Annotated in this window: 19 protein-coding genes and 1 riboswitch; of the genes, 2 read left to right on the plus strand and 17 right to left on the minus strand. The window is 34.9% G+C overall.

Annotated features, from left to right (window positions below):
- Positions 1-150 precede the first annotated feature (150 nt).
- On the plus strand, positions 151-1,509 hold the full coding sequence (locus HBB17_RS03265) for an NCS2 family permease (protein ID WP_167955722.1): 1,359 nt from the start codon (positions 151-153) through the stop codon (positions 1,507-1,509).
- Between the two features lie 343 nt (positions 1,510-1,852).
- Here HBB17_RS03265 and HBB17_RS03270 read toward each other — a convergent pair whose 3' ends face one another.
- The 8 genes from HBB17_RS03270 to HBB17_RS03305 all read right to left on the minus strand — a co-directional run bounded on the left by HBB17_RS03270 (position 1,853) and on the right by HBB17_RS03305 (position 8,488).
- The gene (locus HBB17_RS03270) at positions 1,853-1,981 is read right to left on the minus strand and encodes a cyclic lactone autoinducer peptide (RefSeq protein ID WP_167955723.1); all 129 of its coding nucleotides are present in this window, start codon (positions 1,979-1,981) and stop codon (positions 1,853-1,855) included.
- On the minus strand, positions 1,965-2,564 hold the full coding sequence (locus HBB17_RS03275) for an accessory gene regulator ArgB-like protein (protein WP_167955724.1): 600 nt from the start codon (positions 2,562-2,564) through the stop codon (positions 1,965-1,967). Before HBB17_RS03275 ends, HBB17_RS03270 begins: the two co-directional genes overlap by 17 nt.
- 101 nt (positions 2,565-2,665) lie before the next feature.
- A complete protein-coding gene (locus tag HBB17_RS03280) occupies positions 2,666-3,640 on the minus strand; it encodes a sensor histidine kinase (protein WP_167955725.1) in 975 nt (324 codons plus the stop codon).
- A 346-nt stretch (positions 3,641-3,986) separates the two neighbouring features.
- Entirely contained in the window at positions 3,987-4,706 is a 720-nt protein-coding gene (locus HBB17_RS03285) for a LytR/AlgR family response regulator transcription factor (RefSeq protein WP_238483667.1), read from the minus strand.
- Between the two features lie 198 nt (positions 4,707-4,904).
- Positions 4,905-5,660, minus strand: a complete 756-nt coding sequence (dapB, locus tag HBB17_RS03290; protein ID WP_167955729.1) for a 4-hydroxy-tetrahydrodipicolinate reductase — start codon at positions 5,658-5,660, stop codon at positions 4,905-4,907.
- 80 nt (positions 5,661-5,740) lie between these two features.
- Entirely contained in the window at positions 5,741-6,625 is an 885-nt protein-coding gene (dapA, locus tag HBB17_RS03295; RefSeq protein WP_167955731.1) for a 4-hydroxy-tetrahydrodipicolinate synthase, read from the minus strand.
- A 342-nt stretch (positions 6,626-6,967) separates the two neighbouring features.
- Positions 6,968-7,140: riboswitch (Lysine riboswitch) on the minus strand.
- A gap of 130 nt (positions 7,141-7,270) precedes the next feature.
- Positions 7,271-7,762, minus strand: coding sequence for a cob(I)yrinic acid a,c-diamide adenosyltransferase (locus tag HBB17_RS03300; RefSeq protein WP_167955733.1), 492 nt, complete (start codon positions 7,760-7,762; stop codon positions 7,271-7,273).
- 93 nt (positions 7,763-7,855) lie between these two features.
- A complete protein-coding gene (locus HBB17_RS03305) occupies positions 7,856-8,488 on the minus strand; it encodes a single-stranded DNA-binding protein (RefSeq protein ID WP_167955734.1) in 633 nt (210 codons plus the stop codon).
- A 524-nt stretch (positions 8,489-9,012) separates the two neighbouring features.
- Here HBB17_RS03305 and typA point away from each other — a divergent pair.
- The gene (gene typA, locus HBB17_RS03310; protein WP_167956212.1) at positions 9,013-10,845 is read left to right on the plus strand and encodes a translational GTPase TypA; all 1,833 of its coding nucleotides are present in this window, start codon (positions 9,013-9,015) and stop codon (positions 10,843-10,845) included.
- A 307-nt stretch (positions 10,846-11,152) separates the two neighbouring features.
- Here typA and HBB17_RS03315 read toward each other — a convergent pair whose 3' ends face one another.
- The 9 genes from HBB17_RS03315 to clpX all read right to left on the minus strand — a co-directional run bounded on the left by HBB17_RS03315 (position 11,153) and on the right by clpX (position 21,721).
- Positions 11,153-11,953: a type II toxin-antitoxin system antitoxin SocA domain-containing protein gene (locus HBB17_RS03315; RefSeq protein WP_167955736.1), complete on the minus strand. Its 801-nt coding sequence runs from the start codon at positions 11,951-11,953 to the stop codon at positions 11,153-11,155.
- A 400-nt stretch (positions 11,954-12,353) separates the two neighbouring features.
- Positions 12,354-13,499, minus strand: coding sequence for a sporulation integral membrane protein YtvI (gene ytvI / locus HBB17_RS03320; RefSeq protein WP_167955738.1), 1,146 nt, complete (start codon positions 13,497-13,499; stop codon positions 12,354-12,356).
- A gap of 26 nt (positions 13,500-13,525) precedes the next feature.
- Positions 13,526-14,386, minus strand: a complete 861-nt coding sequence (locus tag HBB17_RS03325; RefSeq protein ID WP_167955740.1) for a DUF368 domain-containing protein — start codon at positions 14,384-14,386, stop codon at positions 13,526-13,528.
- Between the two features lie 26 nt (positions 14,387-14,412).
- Complete coding sequence (gene hisC / locus HBB17_RS03330) at positions 14,413-15,474, minus strand: histidinol-phosphate transaminase (RefSeq protein ID WP_167955742.1); 1,062 nt, start codon at positions 15,472-15,474, stop codon at positions 14,413-14,415.
- A gap of 14 nt (positions 15,475-15,488) precedes the next feature.
- Positions 15,489-16,673 (minus strand): pyridoxal phosphate-dependent aminotransferase, encoded by a 1,185-nt coding sequence (locus HBB17_RS03335; RefSeq protein ID WP_167955744.1) that lies wholly within the window; start codon positions 16,671-16,673, stop codon positions 15,489-15,491.
- Positions 16,674-16,968: 295 nt separating this feature from the next.
- Positions 16,969-17,229, minus strand: coding sequence for a hypothetical protein (locus tag HBB17_RS03340; RefSeq protein ID WP_167955746.1), 261 nt, complete (start codon positions 17,227-17,229; stop codon positions 16,969-16,971).
- Between the two features lie 19 nt (positions 17,230-17,248).
- Entirely contained in the window at positions 17,249-18,001 is a 753-nt protein-coding gene (locus tag HBB17_RS03345) for a beta/alpha barrel domain-containing protein (RefSeq protein ID WP_330588141.1), read from the minus strand.
- 186 nt (positions 18,002-18,187) lie between these two features.
- Positions 18,188-19,924, minus strand: a complete 1,737-nt coding sequence (locus tag HBB17_RS03350) for a S8 family peptidase (protein ID WP_167955748.1) — start codon at positions 19,922-19,924, stop codon at positions 18,188-18,190.
- A gap of 330 nt (positions 19,925-20,254) precedes the next feature.
- On the minus strand, positions 20,255-21,721 hold the full coding sequence (gene clpX, locus HBB17_RS03355; RefSeq protein ID WP_167955750.1) for an ATP-dependent Clp protease ATP-binding subunit ClpX: 1,467 nt from the start codon (positions 21,719-21,721) through the stop codon (positions 20,255-20,257).
- Positions 21,722-21,880: the final 159 nt, after the last annotated feature.

Here is a 21,880-nt window from a genome sequence, read left to right on the forward strand (position 1 = left end):
TTTCGTATTTTGTTTGTTGTGGTGACTACATTATACTTCAAAAAGGGAGGTCATTGCTCTTTTTATTGCAAACTCCCATAAAATCGAGGTTTATACAATAAAAAAGGTAGTAAAATTTGACACTACCTGTACTTATGAGGAGGATTCAAAATGTTAGAACGTCTTTTTAAACTCAAACAGAATCAAACCACTGTTAAGACGGAAGTACTTGCAGGTATTACCACTTTCGTTACGATGGCATACATTCTCGCTGTCAATCCACTATACTTATCACAAGCCGGTATGAATGCAAATGCTGTATTAATGGCTACTGCATTAGCTTCATTTATCGGTACAATGTTAATGGCTTTATTAGCAAATTATCCATTTGCACTAGCCCCAGGTATGGGACTTAATACGTATTTTGCTTTCACTGTATGTGGAGTAATGGGATTCTCTTGGCAAGTAGCTCTTCTTGCTGTCTTAGTAGAAGGTGTGATCTTCATCGTATTATCCTTAACCAATGTTCGTGAAGCTATCTTTAACGCAATTCCTACTACATTAAAGCATGCCGTAAGTGCAGGTATCGGTTTATTTATTGCTTTTATCGGTTTACAAGGTTCCAAATTAGTTGTGTCCAATGGAGGTACTCTTGTAACATATCAAAATTTCAAAGAAAAATTTACTGTAGACGGAATCTGTGCTGTTCTTGCACTAATTGGTGTTATTATTACTGCTATTCTCCTCGTTAAAAAAGTTCGTGGGGCAATCCTAATTGGTATTCTAGCAACCTGGATCTTAGGTATGATCTGTCAAGCAATCGGTCTTTATGAAGGTATGTCTCTATACCCTGACTTTTCAAATGGGTTACATTTAGATGCACTTGGTAAAACATTCGGCCAAGCTTTCCATTTTGATCGTGATTCCATCAAGATTATTGATTTTATCGTCGTTGTATTTGCATTTTTATTCGTAGATCTATTCGATACACTCGGAACTTTAATTGGAGTAGCATCCAAATCGAATATGTTAGACAAAGAAGGAAAATTACCTAGAATCAAAGGCGCATTACTTGCTGACTCCTTAGCAACTTGCGCAGGTGCTATCTTAGGTACATCAACTACAACAACTTACGTAGAAAGTTCTTCAGGGGTATCCGAAGGTGGACGTACTGGATTAACAGCATTTACGACTGCTATTTTATTCTTATTGTCCATGTTCTTATCTCCAATCTTCGTTGCTATTCCATCTTTTGCAACCGCTCCTGCTTTAATCATCGTTGGATTCTATATGATCAGTGCGGTTACTAAGATCAACTTTGATGATATGACAGAAGCTATTCCTGCTTTCCTATGTATTATTGCTATGCCATTTATGTATAGTATCGCAGAAGGAATTGCTTTAGGCGTTATCTCTTATACGTTAATCAATGTAATCTCTGGAAAAGCAAAAGAAAAGAAGATCAGCTTATTAATGTATGTATTGACCGTATTATTCATCGCTAAATATGTCGTTATGGCTGTTCTATAGTCGCAACCTGACAAACGTACTTGACAACAACTTATTGTATCTCTATTGCCTTTCGATAATTAGGTTCAAAAGCGCACAAAATGTATTATGTTTGCTTTTTGATGTGCAATCTTAATTATTTTTGAATGTATCTTGATTTTATCACGGTAAACTATTACAATATTACTGTTGTTAATCTTTAAAACACATCACACACTTATTATTTGCAATTTGCAAAAAGAAAAGAGCTACATACAGAACGTATGTAGCTCTTTTCTTTACAAGACGTGCAATTTGACTTACGTCAAAATTAGGGTGAATAAATTTGGTTAGTAACCAATATCTATAGGGCGTCTGCACAATCTTACTTTCTTAACTTCTTTAATTCTTTTGGTTCTACAGGTTGATAGCAACCAAACCATGACCATTTGCTGCTAGCATTCTTTGCAGATTTTAAACCTGCTTTTGCTACTGTGTTAAGAACTTTCTTCATTACGATTTCCCTCCTCTCCTTTACATAAATGCTGTATCACTATAAGCACTGCTACAACAAACAGTGTAATAGCCACATTAAAGGCAAGGTTAAAATTAACGAAATAGAAGATTGCTATTAATATTGTCCATATTGCAGACAAGAATAAAACTTTCTCCCTAAATTTCATCCTCTCCGCTTTCGTAAGCTGCTTCCTGGAATCTGGTACGGGTGCAAATTTCAGTATAACAGTTAAATAGAATAGAACAAATATTAACATCTCATAGCTAGCATTTGTACACTCTTGTGCCTGATTTAGTACAACCGTCAGTACATAAATCCCTCCCAATACAAGATTGCACTTCAAATAAGACTGTGCATGGTAGCCGCCACTATAAATACGTGTCAAAGCAAATACCACAAAAAACACAACTGAATGCCATCCTTGGTGAAAAATCAATCCTAATGTCATAATGACAATGAAATTCACCACCGAAGCAAATAATGCTTCATAACCATATGTATAGATTGGTATATCCTCCCTAGATACAATCCCTCTATTAACTAAAAAAATGGTTAATCTACTGGCTATTTTGGTAATCATTTGACTTCCTCCCATAGACATATATTAACCATTTTCCCCATTCTTTTCAATAGGATAAGCACGATTGGTAAGTTATTAAACATAGTTGGTAAACATTTCACTTAAATTCGTCTTTTTAGTATTAAATAAAACTCTATCATATCATTTTCCTCGGTTATTTCCATATTTCCCTCATATTTGTTAACAATATCTTTCATACTAATGATACCAAAACCATGATTAGCCCGATCTTGTTTTGTTGTACACAGCTTAGGATTGTTATTTAAAACGGATTCCTTGATTCGATTTTTTAGTGAAATTATGAGATAATTCCTTTTCCCAGATATATGGAATTCAATTCGTTTTCTTTCTTGAACTTTCTTGTTGGCTTCAATCGCATTGTCCCACATATTACCTAATAGAATACAAATATCCAACTCTTCGAATCCTTGAAAATCGGTCAGAATCTTATAATCAATATCGATTTCTTCTTTCTTACAGATGTGTACCTTATTATTCAAAACTGCGTTAATCAAAGAGCTATTGGTAACAATTGTATAATTGATCGGCTTGATTTCCTCTTTATAGATATGATCGATGTAATCCTGTGCTTTTCCATATTCGCCAGACTGCATCAAAGCAAGACAACCTTCAAGATAGTTTCTCATATCATGGCGAATTTTGCGAATCTCCATTGTCTTTTGATTCATCTCCTCATAAGATTGTTTCTGTTGTTCTACCTGCATTCGCAATAACTCATACTTGATATGTGCTTTGTTCTCCTTTTCAATCTTTAGATAGGATACATAAGTTAGAATATTAATTATAATCAATCCCAAAACAGCTAATATAAAAAATATGTCTGTATCCTTATCCAAGTAAGAAATTGAATAGGTCTGTTTTACAAAGATAAATGAAGATACTAACAAGCTAGATAGGAAGATTAATAATATTGCTACAATTTCACTTTTCTTAAATGCAAAATCACTTCGAGGACTTAATTTCGCAATCAACGATATTCCTAGGATAAATCCACCTTTGGTTATGCCTAATATCAGCATACGTATTACATCGTGTTGTTGAACCAAATTATTCATAGAAGTACTCGATAACTTTGAAAAAATATACAATGTGAGTGAATTAATAACTGCAATCAAAATAAATGGAATCAAAGACATAAATATTATATTGAGTAATGACCCTTGCAAGAACAATATTCCATATAAGAAACATACTAGAATTGCCATTGCCAAAAATATAATTTCATAGGTTGGATACCTTACCCCTAAAAAGCTTAAAGCACATAACAGAGCAGTTGTAACACCCCATATCACAATTTGCATATATCGAGGAATATTTTTCTTAAATCTCAAACAAAATGACATAAAAAATAAAATCACAAAATTCTCTAAGACGCTTGGCAATATATCCATTGCAAGCACACTAAGCATTCATATCACTCCTTATGTATTTTTGAAATTCTGTCTTCACTTGTTCCATACGATGTCTACTCATTGGGATGGATCTTTGACCGACTAAAACAACTTCTGTTTTTTCAACAGAATAGATATATTTCATATTAATCAAATATCCAATATGAACACGTATAAAACCGTACTCTCTCAAGTTTTCTTCTAATTCACCGATTTTTGCTTTCGTAATAATTTCTTTCTTCTTCGTATAAACTGTAACTTTGTGTCGATTACTTTCAATATAAAGAATATCTTTGATATTAAGTGCCACCAAATCCCCATTAATGCATGTAAAAACCTGTGTTTTATTCCGACTAAAGTATGCATCTAAAAATGAAACGATTGCTTCGCTTAGTTCTGCTACAAAATACGCCTTCCGAATAAAGCGAAACGGACTATACCTTAATGAGCGGTAAACCAATTGCTCTTCGTTAGTCACAAAAATGATAACCGTGTCTTCCTGGATTTCTTTGATTTTCTCCGCAACTTCGAATCCAGTCATCTCGGGCATATCAATATCCAAAAAAACCAAATCAAATTCTATTTCCTTAGAATCTGCAATGAGTTTGCTTCCTTTTGTATAATCATATAATGTTACTTCTACATGTTTATTCATAAATAATGCTCTGATCCGTTCTCGATACGAATGCAATATTGCTTGTTCATCATCGCATATAGCTACTCTTAACATCTCTATCACCTTCCCACCTTTATGAAGCACCCACCGTAAATAAGATTATACAATAATTTGAATTTGTTGGAAAGCAATTGTTTGTGTCCTTTTTCCTATTGTTAAAAAACTCCTTTGAGCAATGACCAGATAATTCAGTCATTGCTCAAAGGAGTCATTAGACATTCTTTATTCACTTTATAGAGAATTTTCTATCTTTTACAGTTGGATGACATCACTCATATCGTACCATCCTGCTGGTTTTCCTGCTAAGAATTTTGCTGCAGTAACCGCTCCTTTGGCAAAAACAGATTTGGAATATGCACTGTGATGGAATTCAATAACCTCATCCAATCCAGCAAATATAATATCATGATCACCTACGATGCTACCACCACGTACTGCACTAAACCCAATTTCTTTTTTGCTGCGCTTCTTACGTTCCTTCGAACGATCATAAACATATTCATACTCATTATTCAAGACTTCATTAATCTTATCACCAAAAGCTAATGCCGTACCAGAAGGTGCATCAACTTTTTGATTATGATGTCGTTCTACGATCTCAATATCATAATCCTTAGCCAACATCTTTGTTGCCTCTTGTACTAATTTTAACAACAGATTAACACCAACTGACATATTCGCTGATTTTAAGATAGCAACTTCTTTACTTGTCTCTTCTACATCTTTTAATTGTTCTGGGGATAGTCCCGTCGTGCAAAGAACCACTGGTATCTTTCTCTGTCTTGCATATGCTAGCAAAGAATCTACTGCTGGTGCAGCAGCAAAATCGATGACCACGTCTGCAAGAATATCACACTTGTTAATATCATCAAATACGGGATAATCATTTTCTCTCATTGTATATGGGTCAATTCCTGCTACAATCTTTGTTTCATCATCATTTCTAACGATTTCTGAAATGACCTGACCCATTTTACCATTGCAGCCGTGCATTATAATCTTTACCATTTTGTTTGCCTCCACGTTCTATCCTATGTAACTTATTATATCAATAAATCTATTTCTTACAACTTATTTTCTGACTGCTTTTAGAGGATTCCTACTGCTTTCATTTCTTTTTCAAGATGTTGTGCATTCTCAGGTTCCATCTCTGTTAATGGTTTTCTCATTGTACCTGACATAAATCCTGCTAATTCTACTGCTTTCTTCACTGGAATTGGATTAACTTCACAGAAAAGTTCTTTGATCAAAGGTAAATATTTTAATTGTAATTCCAAGCTACCTTTTTGATCTCCTGCCATGTATTTTGCAACAATATCATGTGTATCCTTTGGTGCAATATTGGATAGTACTGAAATTACACCTTTTCCGCCTAATGAAAGGAGCGGTAGGATTTGATCATCGTTACCAGAATATAGGTCAATCTTTCCTTCTGTAAGTAACATAATTTCTGCAATCTGTGACATGTTGCCACTTGCTTCCTTGATTCCCACGATATTTTCAACTTGATTTACTAAAGTTGCTGTTGTTTTTGCTGCGAGATTACAACCCGTTCTGCCTGGAACATTATACAATAAGATCGGTGCATCAACAGAATGTGCCACATCAGAAAAATGTTCTACCAGGCCTTTCTGTGTTGCTTTATTGTAATATGGAGTAACAAGTAACAAACCATCTACTCCAGCTTTACATGCTTCTTTTGATAGATATTTTGCTGTTTCTGTACAGTTTGAACCAGTACCTGCAATAACGGGAATTCGTTTATTTACTCTGTTTACTGCAACTCTAATACACTCAAGATGTTCCTCATGTGTCAGCGTTGAAGCCTCCCCTGTTGTCCCACAGATAATAATACTATCGGTTCCATTCTCTACTTGATAATCAATAAATTGTTCTAACTTGTTGTAATCAACCTCCAAATTATCTTTGAATGGTGTTACGATTGCAACTCCTGCTCCTGTAAATATAGCCATAATAAAGCCCTCCTAATATAAAATATGATTTACACGGCATAGAAAACAGCTTATACATGATGTCATGTTCCATAATCCGAAACTTATTATAGAATTAGTATATGATACCAACTTCAAAAGGTTATGCGTTTCATAAACGGTTATTAGCGTTTTCTAAATGATTAGCCGCATCCAGTTGTTCACACAACTAGAATGATGAATACAACTTGTGTATCCATTAAATCGGAGAGTTTTATTTATTAGGATTGTTCATAGAACGTTCTAATAAATAAAAAAAGCCGACAACGTGGTCGACTCCTAAAGAATACTGCATATGTATATCTTCTTTGATATGCGATTAAATTCTTTAGTAGCACTCCATCAAAAATTGATGACAGTCATATAGTTCTTCACTATATGCCCAGCTCTTAGTTATCAGGTTCTAAGAACTTCGGCATCTTTTCCTTTCAACTGCTCTCTTCTATGCCTGACATATCAAACAGTCTACTAATAAAACATGCACCTCTACCAAATATATTGAACTGCATTTAGCATATCACCCTACTTTAGTATTGTCAAGAGTTAAATATGAAAAGAAAAAGTCCCAACGTAGAAGGATCCATTCCTTGCGATCCATTCTTCGTTGGGACTTTTTCTTATCTCATACTAGAACCCTTTAATCTGTTCTATCTTTGATATCATATCAACATGATCCATTAATACTTCTGGCATATTCTGTCCAGTGAGTACTAACTTACAATAGTCATCTCTTAAATGAATTAACTTAATAATGTCATCAATGGTTATCAACCCAAGATCAACTAAGCCAAGGATCTCATCTAACACTAGGACGTCACATTCTCCAGTCTCAATAACTTTTCTAGCAAAATTTACACCATTTAATATGTTCTTCTTCTCTTCAAGCTGTTCATCCTCTGAGAGGTCAATGTAAGATTCTTTTGCTTTTTCAAATCGGAAAAGTTTGATATCTGGTTCCAATCTACTTAAGAAAGAAAACTCTTCAGCATCTCTTCCTTTTAAAAATTGTATAATTATAACTTCATAGCCTAGACTTGCTGCTCGTATACACTGGCCGACTGCTGCAGTTGTCTTACCTTTGCCGTTGCCATAATATACTTGAACAATCTTCTTATCCATCTTGCCCATGTCCTTTCTGAGTACTTACAAAACACATTGTTTTTTGATATACCATCATACAACATTATTTTTCAAATGTAAAGAGTCAATGGTTTAATTTTCTTCTATACATTCAAGTTTACTAACAGAGACTTCATATGCAACACGCTTTTCAAATTCTTCTTCTCCAACTTTCTTTTGGTATTCCCTGCTTTGGATTCGACCGAATACTTGAATATGTCCACCTACTGTGAATGACTCTGCAAAACGCGCATTTCTTCCCCAACAAATACATGGAATGTAATCTGATTTACCATATGGACGATTTACTGCTAATAAAATATCCGCAATTTCTCTTCCCAATGGTGTTTTTCTGTAGATTGGCTGTTTGCACACATAACCATCTAAAACGATATAATTTGGTTTTGGACTCTCATAACCTTCCTCACAAATCTTCACTTCTCTTACAAATACAGAAAGAACTAAACGATTGCGATTTTCTTCATGTCGATTATACGAACGAAACTGACCTAAGATTTCAATATATTTGCCGACATAACTCTTTTTTACGTCCATGAGACGTTCTGAAATCATTAGTGGGATTACATCATATGAATTGCTTAGTCTGCCAACGGAAACGTCTACGGTATAAAAACCTTCACCAAATACGTCATGGCTATACTCGAATTCACTGATTACCTCTCCTGCAATACTTACTTGATTATTATCAAATACTTTATCTGTCATATGGTACGACTCCTCTCTTAATCCTGCTCTAAAAATAGCAACATTGTATATTAATTGCTTCACTAATATATCTATGCTTGCTTTTTTATTTTTAGAAGTAAAATATTGTAATTCATTGAAGTATTTCCAATTTTAGTACATTTTAATCCAAATGTAAATATTAGTTTTCATTTTTTTAAAAAATTAACAATTTGTACATATATTTTGGTACCATTTGTATGTTTTACCATGTTTTCCCTTGTTTCTTCCTATTATAATACTGTAGCAATTATAACCACATTTTTCTTTCCCTTCTGACTTTGAGTAAAAATAACTTGTCTTTACATAATATTACTTAAGAAAACCTACATTTTTCCCAAAAATACTCTCATTTATTATATCTGCTTGTAAAATGTTAAATTTGTGATAAAATATATTAGTTGTACGTCGACATAATATAGTAGAAATAGGTGTGAAATTAATCTTTCACATAGTTTTTTATAGGTACAGAAGCAGATTTATTTCTAGTACAGATTGGAGAAATGATGAAAACAAAGAGAGAAGACATTAGAAATATAGCAATCATAGCACATGTTGACCACGGAAAAACTACTTTAGTTGATGAATTATTAAAACAAAGCGGTGTATTTCGTTCGAATCAAACCGTGCAGGAAAGAGTTATGGATTCGAATGATATTGAAAGAGAACGTGGTATTACCATCTTATCAAAGAACACTGCTGTGTTTTACAAAGATATAAAGATAAATATTATTGATACACCAGGGCATGCTGATTTCGGTGGTGAAGTTGAACGTGTTCTTAAAATGGTTAATGGTGTTGTCCTAGTTGTTGATGCATATGAAGGAGCAATGCCACAGACGAAATTCGTTTTGAAGAAAGCATTGGAACTTAACTTACCAGTTATTGTATGTATTAATAAAATTGATCGTCCAGAAGCTCGTCCAACAGAAGTAATCGATGAAGTTTTAGACTTATTCATTGAATTAGATGCATCTGAAGAACAATTAGATTGTCCTTTCGTATATGCTTCTGCAAAAGATGGTGTTGCAATTCTTGAATTAGATGATTCACCAGAGAACATGAAACCTTTATTTGAAACGATCATTAACTACATTCCAGCTCCAGAAGGTGATCCAGATGCTGATACACAAGTTTTGATCAGTACCATTGACTACAATGAATATGTAGGCCGTATTGGTGTAGGTAAAGTGGATAATGGTTCCCTTCGTCTTAACCAAGAAGTCATGTTAGTAAATGCTCATGATAAAGATAAATGTAAAAAAGTTAAGATTGGTAAATTATATGAATTTGAAGGTCTTAAGAAAGTAGAAGTTGAAAAAGCTGATATTGGTGCCATTGTTGCTATTTCTGGTATTCCAGACATTCACATTGGTGATACGCTATGTTCTTTAGAAAATCCCGTTCCAATTCCATTCCAGAAGATTTCAGAGCCAACAATTGCAATGCATTTTATCGTTAATGATAGTCCATTTGCTGGACAAGAAGGTAAATTCGTCACTTCTCGTCACTTAAGAGAGCGTTTATTCCGCGAATTAAATACGGATGTTAGTTTACGCGTTGAGGAAACTGAAACAACGGAAAGTTACAAAGTATCTGGTCGTGGTGAACTTCATCTTTCTGTATTGATTGAGAATATGCGTCGTGAAGGTTATGAATTTGCAGTTAGTAAAGCAGAAGTTCTTTATCACAAAGATGAAAATGGAAAATTACTTGAACCAATGGAAACAGCGATCATTGATGTTCCTGAAGAATTCACAGGTACTGTTATTGATAAATTAAGTCAACGTAAAGGTGAATTACAAGGTATGTCAACTGCTAACGGCGGATATACTCGTTTAGAGTTCTCGATCCCAGCACGTGGATTAATTGGCTACCGTGGTGAGTTCATGACAGATACTCGTGGTAATGGTATCATTAATACAGTATTTGATGATTACGGTCCTTACAAAGGCGATATTCAATATAGAAAACAAGGTTCTCTTATCGCATTTGAAACTGGTGAATCAATTACTTACGGCTTATTCAATGCACAGGAACGTGGTACTTTATTCATTGGACCTGGTGAAAAAGTATATGCTGGTATGATCATTGGACAAAATGGAAAATCCGATGATATCGAAGTTAACGTATGCAAGAAGAAACAGTTAACCAATACTCGTTCTTCCGGTGCAGATGATGCCCTTAAGTTAACGCCTCCTCGTATCCTTAGCTTAGAACAAGCCTTGGAATTCATTGATACAGATGAATTACTTGAGGTTACCCCTAAAAATCTTCGTATTCGTAAGAAGATCCTCGATCCTACACAAAGAATGCGTTCAAAGAGAAATAATAACTAATTCTCAACATTGTATTTAAAGATTGATAGTAGAAAATGATCTTATCGATTAACGATAGACAAAAAGACAGGCGATGAATAATATCGCCTGTCTTTTTATTCTACAATTTTATTATTTCTTTTCTTTTACTTTTTGATTTATTTCAGATATGATTGTTTACATAATATACCTATCAAAATAATACAAAAAGATGGTTTTATATTTTCGTTTATGTATTCTTATGACTAACTTTTATGTTTCGTTCTTTTATGTTTCGTTCTTTTATATTTCATTTTATAGTTTATCTTATGCCTATATTATGGTTGTCTTATCCAACGTACATCATATCTCTTCTCAATTCGGATAATGTGATATCTGGATATCTTCCAATCTCCGTAATCTTGCTGATATTGTATTGGATTAATGCTTCTTTATAATAATTTTTCAACACATCTTTGGCTATGTATTTGCTACTATGGTTTTCTAGAGAATCGCTTAATACTTTGCTTTCTCTTTCTAATAAAGCAAATAAAGCTTTTGTTCCATACCAGGTAAATCCATCAATTACTGCATGAATCAGATCTTTTTCTTCCTCTGATAATACAGCATCGTCAATCTCTAAATGTACCATTCCAAACTTCTTCATATTCTCATATACATTTGGATATGGTGACGAATTACCGATTGCATAACATTCTTCTTCAAACATCTCTTTTCCATGAAATGCAAGTGAAAATGCTTGGATGTAGAATAACAATACTTGAATATAGCCTGCACTCACTTCAGAATCTTTTAAATTAATGATATATTGTGCAACTACATCAATCTTTGATTGCATCAAGCGTTCCAAAACGGCTTTTTTGCTTTTACGAAAAGCTACATTTGTAAGATTGTCCTTATTTCTTAACAAAATGCTATAATAATACGTTGGATTCCCCAAAATCGCACGTAACTTATCAGAGTATTCTGTCGTAGGTGCATCACCTTCTAGATACCGTATAATAGTTGTTTCCCCCCAACCAAGCAATCTAGCTAACGGTTTCTTTCCAATCTTATAATTTGTTATAATTTGTTGAATTTCGTCGACTGTTACAGTAGTATTCACTTCTTGTAAAAGTTCATTCTCCATATTTTCTTTCCTTTCCCTTCCCGGCTTAAAGTGGCGTTTTTTGATAATACTTCTTTATCAATTATATAATATATAAATTTTTCCATTTGGTCAAGTTCCAATTAAATGTATATTTATGCATTTGGTTTTTTTACACAAATTAGCAATTTTATTGTTTTATATTTTCCTATAAATGCTAAATATATGCTAGAAAAAAAATAAGATTATCCAGTATGAAATTTTACATATGAAAATCACACAATTAAATATTATTGTTTTTGTTTAAAATTAATTATATTATTTATCAATACTAAAAAAAGACCGCATAGGACTAAAGTCCCATGTGGTCTTTTTTTATGATTTTTCCCCCAAATATGCACAGTTTTGTATTTTATTACATAATAAAACATAATATGTTATACTAATCTTTCTTATTTGGCACATCCTTCTTCTTTCGTATCATTACAATATCGTTAACAATATATCGAACATCCTCAATTATACCGTTAAATGCTCCTGTTTTATACAAGTTCACAATAATCATGCCAATTGGAATTCCGATAATAATACCAAGTAAACCTTTTATCTTGTAACCAATATACATAAAGATCAACGTTTCCATTGGGCTAATACCGATGCTATCACCTACTAGCTTTGGTTGTAAGATTTGGCGTACTATCTGACAAATCAAATAGATAATCATAATGCCAATTGCACGAAGATAATTCCCCGTTACCAATTCTACCGCTGCCCAAGGCCACAAAACGGCACCTGTACCGAAAAACGGTAGGAAATCAAGAAAAGCTATACCGATAGCTAATAATATGGAATATCCCACATGAATGACTTCGAATCCAACAAAGAGGATTAAGGTAATTATCAACATAATCTTAAGTTGTGCCTTAATATAGCCACCAAAAGCTAGTTTAAAATTATCTCCCACAAATTTAATCTTCTCATTCCAAGAAGCAGGAAAGATTTGTTTTAACGTATTTGTCATCTTATCTCTCTCCGCAACAAAGAAATAAGCAGACATAATGGTAATGATCAACATAAATATAAACTCAGCAGCATTTTTAACGAATAAACTTGCATCACTAATGGTTGGTAGTTCAATCTTCTGAATAAAGGTGCTTAGATAGGTTCCAATATTATTACCGAAATTATCAATAAACCGTTGTAAGCTATCAGGAACTGCTTTGTATAAACCTTGTAGATTCGACTGGGCTTCCTTGATCTGTAGATTTAACGTGTCATACAGATTTGGTAAATCCGTTAAGAAAGAAAATATTTCTTTACATAACACACTGATGATTAAATAGATTGCTCCAATCACAAGTGCTAGAACAACAATGATAACGATTGCAGATCCATGTTTACGTACAATCTTTAGCCTCTTCTCCAAAAAGCGTACCATTGGATTTGCGATTAATGCAATTATATACCCTATTACAAATGGTAGAAAAAATGCGATTAATTTTGGTGCAACAAAGATCAATAGGAAAACAACGACTAACGTCAATACTAGATCGATTGCTATCTTTTTATACACATTTGCATTCTTCATTTTCTCACTCCCTAGCCCTATAATTCTTATGCGTCTTCTCCGCCTAAGAAATAGGTTACTACGATACCTACTGCACAAACGATAATTCCAATGATAATATTAGAAGCTTTCGGACTGCCAATATCATTTCCCATTAATACAGCAAAAGGAGATGCAGTAACCAAACCAATAATGCCATAAAACGTTATTGTTTCAAATCGTTCAAACAAAAAGGTGATCAGTTTTGCGATTAATACAATACCAAGTAATACACCAATAATAAATGGTAATAAGATTAATCCATTCTTTAGAATTATACCCAAATTAAAATCTTTTAGTGCAGTTACACATGCACTTACTCGATCGATCACTGGTTGATAAAATCCAAGGAGCATAAGGATCATAGATCCACTAACACCTGGAATAACCATGGTTGCTGATGCCAACATTCCAACAAAGAATAATAGGATTACCATCTTAGGTGATGTACTTAAGGTAACACTCGTTCCCGTTTTTCCTTGTAATAACTGTAATCCAATGATCAAAGAAAAGAAAAACAGAAAAGATAGAATATAACTTACTTTTATCTTTTTGCTCTTCACTTTTTTCACTAGAATAGGTATTCCACCAACAATTAAACCAATGAAGCATAAGGACGTTTCCAATGGATGATTCGTAAACAAATACTTAATCACCACACTCAAAGCGGCAATGCCGATAACAGCGCCTACTATATATGGAAACAACGTAGCTATGCTTTTCTTAAACTGTTTTCTAATATTATTGATGGCATAAATCATCTTATCATAGATTCCCATGGATACTGCCATCGTTCCACCACTTACTCCTGGAATAATATTGGCAATACCAATTAAGATTCCTTTAATGATTTCTATCAAATACTTCATTAAAAACCGCCTTCCTAACAGCTATTCTATTGTTGCAAATACTCTCTAATTGCAGCAAATAAGGTATCCATCTGTTCTCTCGTACCAATGGTGATGCGAAGATAATTGGCGATTCGAGGATTACTTCCAAAATTACGTACAAAGATATGTTTTTCTCGTAACATGGCTAGTAACTCTTTCGCTGGTACATCCTTATGTGTAGCAAATACAAAGTTTGTCTTGGAATCCGTACAAGTAAATCCTAACTTTGTTAACTCATCTATTGTACGTGTTCTTTCTTCCATGATCTTTGCAAGATTCGTTCGAAAATATTCTTCATTCTTTACAGCTTCAACGCCCAAATACAAGGAAGTTTGATTCATCGTATAGGAATTATATGAATATTTTACATCTGTAATTACCTTGATCAATTTTTCATTTCCAATACAGAATCCAATACGCAATCCCGCCATGGATCTTGATTTTGAAAATGTTTGCACAACTAATAAATTCTCGTATTTATCTACAAGGGAAAGTGCAGATCTTGTTCCGAAATCCACATATGCTTCATCTACAATTACTACACTATCCTGATTATGTTTTACAATGTCTTCAATGAAGTCAAGATCCTCTGCGATCCCCGTTGGTGCATTGGGATTGGCAATCACAACTCCACCATTCGGTTTATAATAATCTTCTTTATGAATACGAAATGCCTCATCAAGTGGCTGTGTTTCAAAAGGAATCTTATACAGATTCGCCCATACTTCATAGAAAGAATACGTAATATCTGGGAATAAGATTGGCTTTTCCGAATTAAAGAAACTTAAGAATGCCATACCTAAAACATCGTCAGATCCAACGCCTACAAATACTTGTTCCTTTTTTACATGATAATATTCCGCTAGGGCTTGGACTAAATTATCGGATTTATCATCTGGATAAAGACGTAACTTATCTACGTCAAAATGTTCCATAGCCTCAACCACACCAGGTGCTGGTGGATATGGGTTCTCATTTGTATTTAATTTAATCATGTCCTTCAGTTTTGGTTGCTCCCCTGGAACATAAGGTTCTATCTTCCTAAAGTTCTTTTCCCATTCACGCATTCGTATTTTCCCCCTTATTGATATTCTTTTGCTAATTTTTCAAAGCCAGGTAACGCGTTGATTACTTTCTCGTAATCCACACAATAAGCAATTCGACAATATCCTGGGCAGCCAAAGGATCTACCTGGCACAATCAGAATATTATATTTCTTCGCTGCATTCGCAAATGCAAGATCATCTCCACCCATTGCTTCTATAAATAAATAAAAAGTACCTTGTGGTTTAATACAATGGTAACCATACTCCATGAGTTTTTTGTATAGTACTTCTCTATTTCTATTATAGATTTCCACATCTACTTTCGCATCTACACACTTTGCAATTACACGTTGCATCAAAGAAGGTGCATTGACATAGCCAAGAATACGATTGGCAACATTTACTGCTGCTGCAACATTAGCAAAGTCATCCATTTCGTTTGGTAATACAAGATAACCAATTCTTTCACCTGGTAAAGATAACGATTTACTATAGGAATACCCAACAACAGTATTCTTATAATATTTTGTTAAATATGGCACCTCAATTCCATCATATACCAATTCACGGTACGGTTCATCCGAAATCAAATAAATACTCGTCCCATACTCCTGCTGCTTTTCTTCTAGTATCTCTGCCATCTTACAAATCGTTTCTTCGCTATAGACAACTCCCGTCGGGTTATTAGGCGTATTAACAAGAACCGCTTTTGTCTTTGGTGTAATCTTGTCCCTGAATTCCTCCAGATTTGGTTGAAAATCTTTTACATTGGGCGATATCTCAACCAATTTTCCATCATAATTACTTACATAACTTCTATATTCACCAAAGTAAGGAGCAAATACGATTACTTCCTCTTCTTTGTTCAACAAAGCCTTAAAGATTACATTCAATCCACCAGCTGCCCCTACTGTCATTACAATATTCTGTTCTGTAAAATGTGTTCCATGTAGACCATTGATATGGTTTGCGATAATCGCTCTAACATCTTCATAACCAGAATTGTTCATATAACCATGTACCAAATTAGGGCTTTCATTCGTAATAATATCAATAATTGCCTCTTTTACTTCCTTTGGTGGCTCAACACTTGGATTTCCTATGCTAAAATCGAAGACATTCTCTTCTCCATACTTTTCAGCCAATTGCTTTCCTTCTTCGAACATCGCACGGATTATAGAACTATTCTGTACTAGGTTTACCATCTTCTCTGAAATCATTGTTCTCCTCTTTTCTATGTTCTTACGAATGCAACATAATTATTTAAGCTTTAGTATAGCACAGTAACCATGCAATAATCAATATAACGATTGCTATTCCTATTCTTCTTCAAAAAGTCTTAATAATTAAATCCATTCTATTCGTGCCATTTTTAATCTCCCTATTACACAGCCTAAGTGAAGCACATTGCATATATAGGGAATTGTGGCGCAGATTTCTGGATACGAAAAGAAAGGAGCTCTTACAACGAACCTCCATAACATAATCAAACGGTTCGTGTAACAGCTCAATAATCTACTGCTCTCCCATGTCATGAATCTCTCCACCACATTTGTCACAGAAATCCAATCCTTCTAATGTGTACCCACCACAATCAGGACAAATAATCTTCTCTGGATAAATAACGCGTTCCACCACTTCATACTCTTGCGGCTCCGTCTCATCACCATATAACTTGTCCTCTTTCACCTCGATCGTTGTTACAATGTTTGGTTCAAGGGTACTTCCTGCCAATGATAATCTCTTGTTCTCTCTTTTTTTCCAAAGATATCTCATACTTGCCCCCATTTGTTCACTAAAAGATTCTCTCTTCTTCACGATAACGTGTCATCATGGACTTAAAGATTTCTCCACTACTTGGAGGTGTAAATGTAATCGCATTCGCTCCTGCATCTATCGTCCTAAGAATACTTTCTTCTGTCGGTCCACCTGTTGCAATAATAGGTACATTTGGAAAATTCCTACGAATATCCGATACAATCTTTGCTGTATTCGCAGCTCCGGATACATTCAGGATTGATGCACCACTTTCTAGTCTTTTCTCAATATCAGTTTTTTCAGAAACTACGGTAATAACAATTGGAATATCGATTTTTTGATGCAAATACTGTAGTGTTTCGTTGGGCGTTGGTGCATTCACTACCACACCCATTGCTCCTTGAAATTCTGCATCTTCTGCTAAATTTGTAACTCGCTTTCCAGTTGTTGTCCCCCCGCCAACTCCACAAAACACAGGGACATCGGAACAATTAATGATAGAATGCGTAATTATTGGCTGTGGAGTGAACGGATATACTGCAATAACAGCATTCGCATTGCAATTTCGTATGATTGCTACATCCGTTGTAAATACCAGCGATTTAATCAATTTACCAAAAATTCGTATTCCACTTACCTGTTCAATGACCTGAGGCACTCGAACCATATGTTTCCGAAGGTTCCCATCGATTTCAGGAATAAAATATTTCTCCATGTTCACTTTCCTTCCTTCGCCCAAGCCTGTACCTTTATTATATTCTATTTTTCCGTTACTTTCAATTCTATTCATTCGAAATTAACACAGTTTTCTGCATAATAATTTCTGACAATTTCTCTCCCAAAATGCTTAGCAAAATAACTATACGCTGCTATACCAGCACAATGTGCTTGAAACTGTGAATTCGTGTACTGACACGATTCATTTCTGACGAATACGCAGAACATCATGTGCCAGTACACAAGTATAGTAAATAGATCAGACCGTCGTTCGAAGAGACTCGAATACGTTATAGATATCAAGCTCACCATACCCCCACTCGGGATTTGGATAGGTCATGTTTCCTCTTCTTGCTCCACGAATCAGGAAACCATCTACTTTAAATCCAGACATGGTGATATCATTATTCTGTGTAATCCCCCAATCAAACAGTAATGCTGCACAGCCAACGGTCATCGCTGCCGAAACACTAGTTCCTGAAAAATTTCCGTATCCTTGCCCCAGTGTCGGTCCATAAACTTCTACTCCTGGTGCCACAATATCTGGCTTTATTACACCAGTTACTGAAAATCCTCTTCCAGAATTAATATATAAACTTCCTGTCACGTGGTTAAAAGCACCAACTGTTGTTGCACGCCTTACATATCCGGGAGAAGTAATGGTTTGAAACGGATTCGATCGTAGGAAGAAAGTGCTTTCTTGAATAAATTGCTGAATTGGGAGCCACATATGGTATTTTACATCAAGATCGGTTCCTCTATACACACGTATTTTCCAAATTCCAGGAGTTGGTGCCTGAAACCGAAAGAAAATTAACTCATTGCCACTTTGTCGTTCGGATAGTTCATAATATACATAAATCAATGTAGGTTCTAGTAAAAAGGAAATCCGTTGTCTCTGATTGAGTCGTGCTGGAATTCGTTCACTAAATTCTCCTCCTGGTGAGATCAACCCAACCGAAAAAGTATTTAGTACTTCCCCCCATAATTCAACAATAAATCCAGATTCACCTTCCTCTACATTGATTTCCACATCTTCATACGCATCTGCCGTATCCAGATTTCCAAGAAAATGGTGTGCACGGTTACCTTCATTTCCACCTGCAATTGCAAAGCTTACTCCAATGGTTGCAGCATAAGCGTTAATAAAATCCTCCAGATAAGAATCTCCATTATGATTTCCCATGTTCGTACCAATGCCAATACAGATTACAATTGGTTTGAGTAATCGCCTTGCTAATCGAAGCAAATAGATAATTCCTAACATTATGTCATTCTCCTGATAGGCTGGAATCTCTTCTGGTATAAGATAGAATTCTTTTAAATATTGTTTTGCATCTTTTAATTTCACCATTGCAATCAATGAATCTGGTGCAACACCTGAGAAATCATTTGCAATATCTTCATTCCCTGCTGCAATTCCAGCCATATACGTCCCATGACCAATGGTATCTACTGTTGGTACCACAGAAAGAGGATCCTCACTTGCTAATGCACGATTCAAATCCTCCTGGCTGTAGATCGTTCCATAGCCTAACTGATTGGTAGGATCTGTTCCTGGTATACTTTGATCCCAGATTTCGATAATTCGTGAGGTATTATCCGCATTACGAAAAACTGGATGCTGATAGTCAATTCCCGTATCCACAAAGCCAACAATCACATCTTTTCCTCTTAAGTTCAAAAACGGTTGTCTTCGTAACCGATTAACTCCTATAGATTCCAATGCAGATTGGTCCATTAATCCATAGATTTTCGGAAATGAACGATAGCCATTTTTTTCAAAATTAAAGAATAGGTCTCCCATCCTTTCTACATAAATCACCTGGTAATTATAGTTGATCCGTACAATACAATCATACTCATATCGGAAGATTTCTCCTATTTCTCTAGCAGGTTCATCATTCGGGTTCACCGCCTGAATAATGTAATCGGCATAATCATTACTATAGATGATATCCTGACAATTCTGAAATTCTTGTTCATCTGTTTCCATCCTTCCCTCCACATCTACTTTCTCTTATTACCATTTTATTCTTCACAACCGTACCGGTTACTTATATACAGAACAAAGTGTACTTCATTCGCGCATTAATAATTGCTTCAAAGTACACTTTGTTCTCCGTGCCGAGCACAGTCAGCTTCAGCTGACATCTACCTTATGTGCGAGTGCGCATCCCCCGGAGGGTTATATAATAGGAAAGTCGGAAGACTTTTCTATTATATAAAAAAGCAATCTTCATGAAATCCAGTTAACGTCTGATGTTATACAGCCGATTCTTTCTTTCATGAAGATTGCTTATTATAGTGTCTCTTCTACTATCAATTATTCTTGCTTTTGTAACATTGGCGTTGCAATTCCTCGCATTTCAATAACAGGTCCGCCTTTTTTTTCAATGTAATCTCTTGTTATGGTTACTCGTCCAATGTTATCATCCTTCGGAATTTCATACATGATATCTAACATGAATTCTTCGATAATTGCACGAAGAGCTCTAGCTCCTGTCTTCTTCTCCAGTGCTTTCTCTGCAATCGCTTCCAGAGCGCCATCATCAAATTGAAGATCTACTTCGTCCAAAGCAAGTAACTTTTTGTACTGCTTTAAAATTGCATTCTTTGGCTCTTTCAAAACATCAACTAACATCTGTTTTGTCAATCCCTCAAGGGAATAGATAACAGGAAGACGTCCGATGAATTCCGGTATCATACCAAACTCTCTTAAATCTTCCACGGTAACCTTTTGTAAAATATTCGAATCAGAATCGTATTTATCCTTCAGTTCAGCACCAAAACCAATGGAAGACTTCTTGTTCAATCTCGCCTTAATAATCTTCTCTAAATCTGGGAAAGCACCACCACAGATAAACAGGATATTCTTCGTATTAACCGTTGTCATAGGTACCATGGCATTCTTATTCGTTGCACCAACTGGAACCTCTACTTCAGCACCTTCTAGAAGTTTCAACATACCTTGCTGTACACTTTCCCCACTAACATCACGGTTTGTTGTACTCTTCTTCTTTGCGATCTTATCAATCTCATCGATGAATACGATTCCTCGTTCTGCTTTTTCTACGTCATTATCTGCTGCCGCTAATAATTTGGAGATTACACTTTCCACGTCATCCCCAATATATCCCGCTTCTGTTAATGCAGTGGCATCTGTAATCGCTAATGGAACATTGAGTAAACGTGCCAATGTCTTAACCAGATAGGTCTTACCACAACCAGTTGGCCCAATCATCAACATGTTTGACTTCTCAATTTCGATCTCGTCCATTGCATTGGCAGCCACACGTTTATAATGATTGTAAACAGCAACAGAAATTACCTTTTTCGCATGTTCCTGACCAATGACATATTCATCTAATTGTTTCTTAATTATATGTGGTGCAGGAATATTTTTCAGATCAATTTCTTTCTTTTCTTTTTTCGTATCTTCTTGCTTTTTCTTAAGCTTCTGCGATTTTGGAATCTCATTCTGTGGCATATTGAAGTTCATCATTGGTCCAAAATTCATCATATCCATATAAGGAACATTGCCTGTATTAATGGTATCGAATGTCTTTTGCATACAATCCGAACAGATACAGATGTTATTAGGGATATGAATCATCTTCCCAACTTTGCTTTCCGGTCTACGACAAATATAGCAGATATCTTCATAATCGTCCCGATATTCTTTCTCTTTATCTGATTTCTCTTGTTTCTTATCTTCTGTCGATGGTGAATCCTTATGTTCCTTAGAATCCGACTCGACTAGATTATTTTCTTTGTCCATTTCATCTGACATAATACTATCTCCTCTATAACGGTTACGAAAGCTCCAAACCCGCGCTTTTGTAACAAAATCACTTGCATCTTCTATGTACATGTTATTATAACGTACCGATTCTCATAGCACAAGAATATATTTCTTAAATTTTGTTAAAATAATACCTTAAATCTGAAC

This window comes from Anaerosporobacter faecicola, from assembly GCF_012070565.1.
GTDB classification, from domain to species: domain Bacteria; phylum Bacillota; class Clostridia; order Lachnospirales; family Lachnospiraceae; genus Anaerosporobacter; species Anaerosporobacter faecicola.

What these genes read in the sequence shown, in the direction of transcription:
- typA (WP_167956212.1), top strand. Translation starts at nt 9,013, where the DNA reads ATGAAAACAAAGAGAGAAGACATTAGAAATATAGCAATCATAGCACAT.
- HBB17_RS03265 (WP_167955722.1), top strand. Translation starts at nt 151, where the DNA reads ATGTTAGAACGTCTTTTTAAACTCAAACAGAATCAAACCACTGTTAAG.
- ytvI (WP_167955738.1), bottom strand. Translation starts at nt 13,499, where the DNA reads ATGAAGAATGCAAATGTGTATAAAAAGATAGCAATCGATCTAGTATTG.
- HBB17_RS03280 (WP_167955725.1), bottom strand. Translation starts at nt 3,640, where the DNA reads ATGAATAATTTGGTTCAACAACACGATGTAATACGTATGCTGATATTA.
- HBB17_RS03285 (WP_238483667.1), bottom strand. Translation starts at nt 4,706, where the DNA reads ATGTTAAGAGTAGCTATATGCGATGATGAACAAGCAATATTGCATTCG.
- HBB17_RS03315 (WP_167955736.1), bottom strand. Translation starts at nt 11,953, where the DNA reads ATGGAGAATGAACTTTTACAAGAAGTGAATACTACTGTAACAGTCGAC.
- HBB17_RS03340 (WP_167955746.1), bottom strand. Translation starts at nt 17,229, where the DNA reads ATGAGATATCTTTGGAAAAAAAGAGAGAACAAGAGATTATCATTGGCA.
- dapA (WP_167955731.1), bottom strand. Translation starts at nt 6,625, where the DNA reads ATGGCTATATTTACAGGAGCAGGAGTTGCAATCGTAACACCATTCAAA.
- HBB17_RS03275 (WP_167955724.1), bottom strand. Translation starts at nt 2,564, where the DNA reads ATGATTACCAAAATAGCCAGTAGATTAACCATTTTTTTAGTTAATAGA.
- HBB17_RS03345 (WP_330588141.1), bottom strand. Translation starts at nt 18,001, where the DNA reads ATGAATAGAATTGAAAGTAACGGAAAAATAGAATATAATAAAGGTACA.
- HBB17_RS03325 (WP_167955740.1), bottom strand. Translation starts at nt 14,386, where the DNA reads ATGAAGTATTTGATAGAAATCATTAAAGGAATCTTAATTGGTATTGCC.
- dapB (WP_167955729.1), bottom strand. Translation starts at nt 5,660, where the DNA reads ATGGTAAAGATTATAATGCACGGCTGCAATGGTAAAATGGGTCAGGTC.
- HBB17_RS03270 (WP_167955723.1), bottom strand. Translation starts at nt 1,981, where the DNA reads ATGAAGAAAGTTCTTAACACAGTAGCAAAAGCAGGTTTAAAATCTGCA.
- HBB17_RS03335 (WP_167955744.1), bottom strand. Translation starts at nt 16,673, where the DNA reads ATGATTTCAGAGAAGATGGTAAACCTAGTACAGAATAGTTCTATAATC.
- hisC (WP_167955742.1), bottom strand. Translation starts at nt 15,474, where the DNA reads ATGCGTGAATGGGAAAAGAACTTTAGGAAGATAGAACCTTATGTTCCA.
- HBB17_RS03300 (WP_167955733.1), bottom strand. Translation starts at nt 7,762, where the DNA reads ATGGATAAGAAGATTGTTCAAGTATATTATGGCAACGGCAAAGGTAAG.
- HBB17_RS03350 (WP_167955748.1), bottom strand. Translation starts at nt 19,924, where the DNA reads ATGGAAACAGATGAACAAGAATTTCAGAATTGTCAGGATATCATCTAT.
- clpX (WP_167955750.1), bottom strand. Translation starts at nt 21,721, where the DNA reads ATGTCAGATGAAATGGACAAAGAAAATAATCTAGTCGAGTCGGATTCT.
- HBB17_RS03305 (WP_167955734.1), bottom strand. Translation starts at nt 8,488, where the DNA reads ATGACAGATAAAGTATTTGATAATAATCAAGTAAGTATTGCAGGAGAG.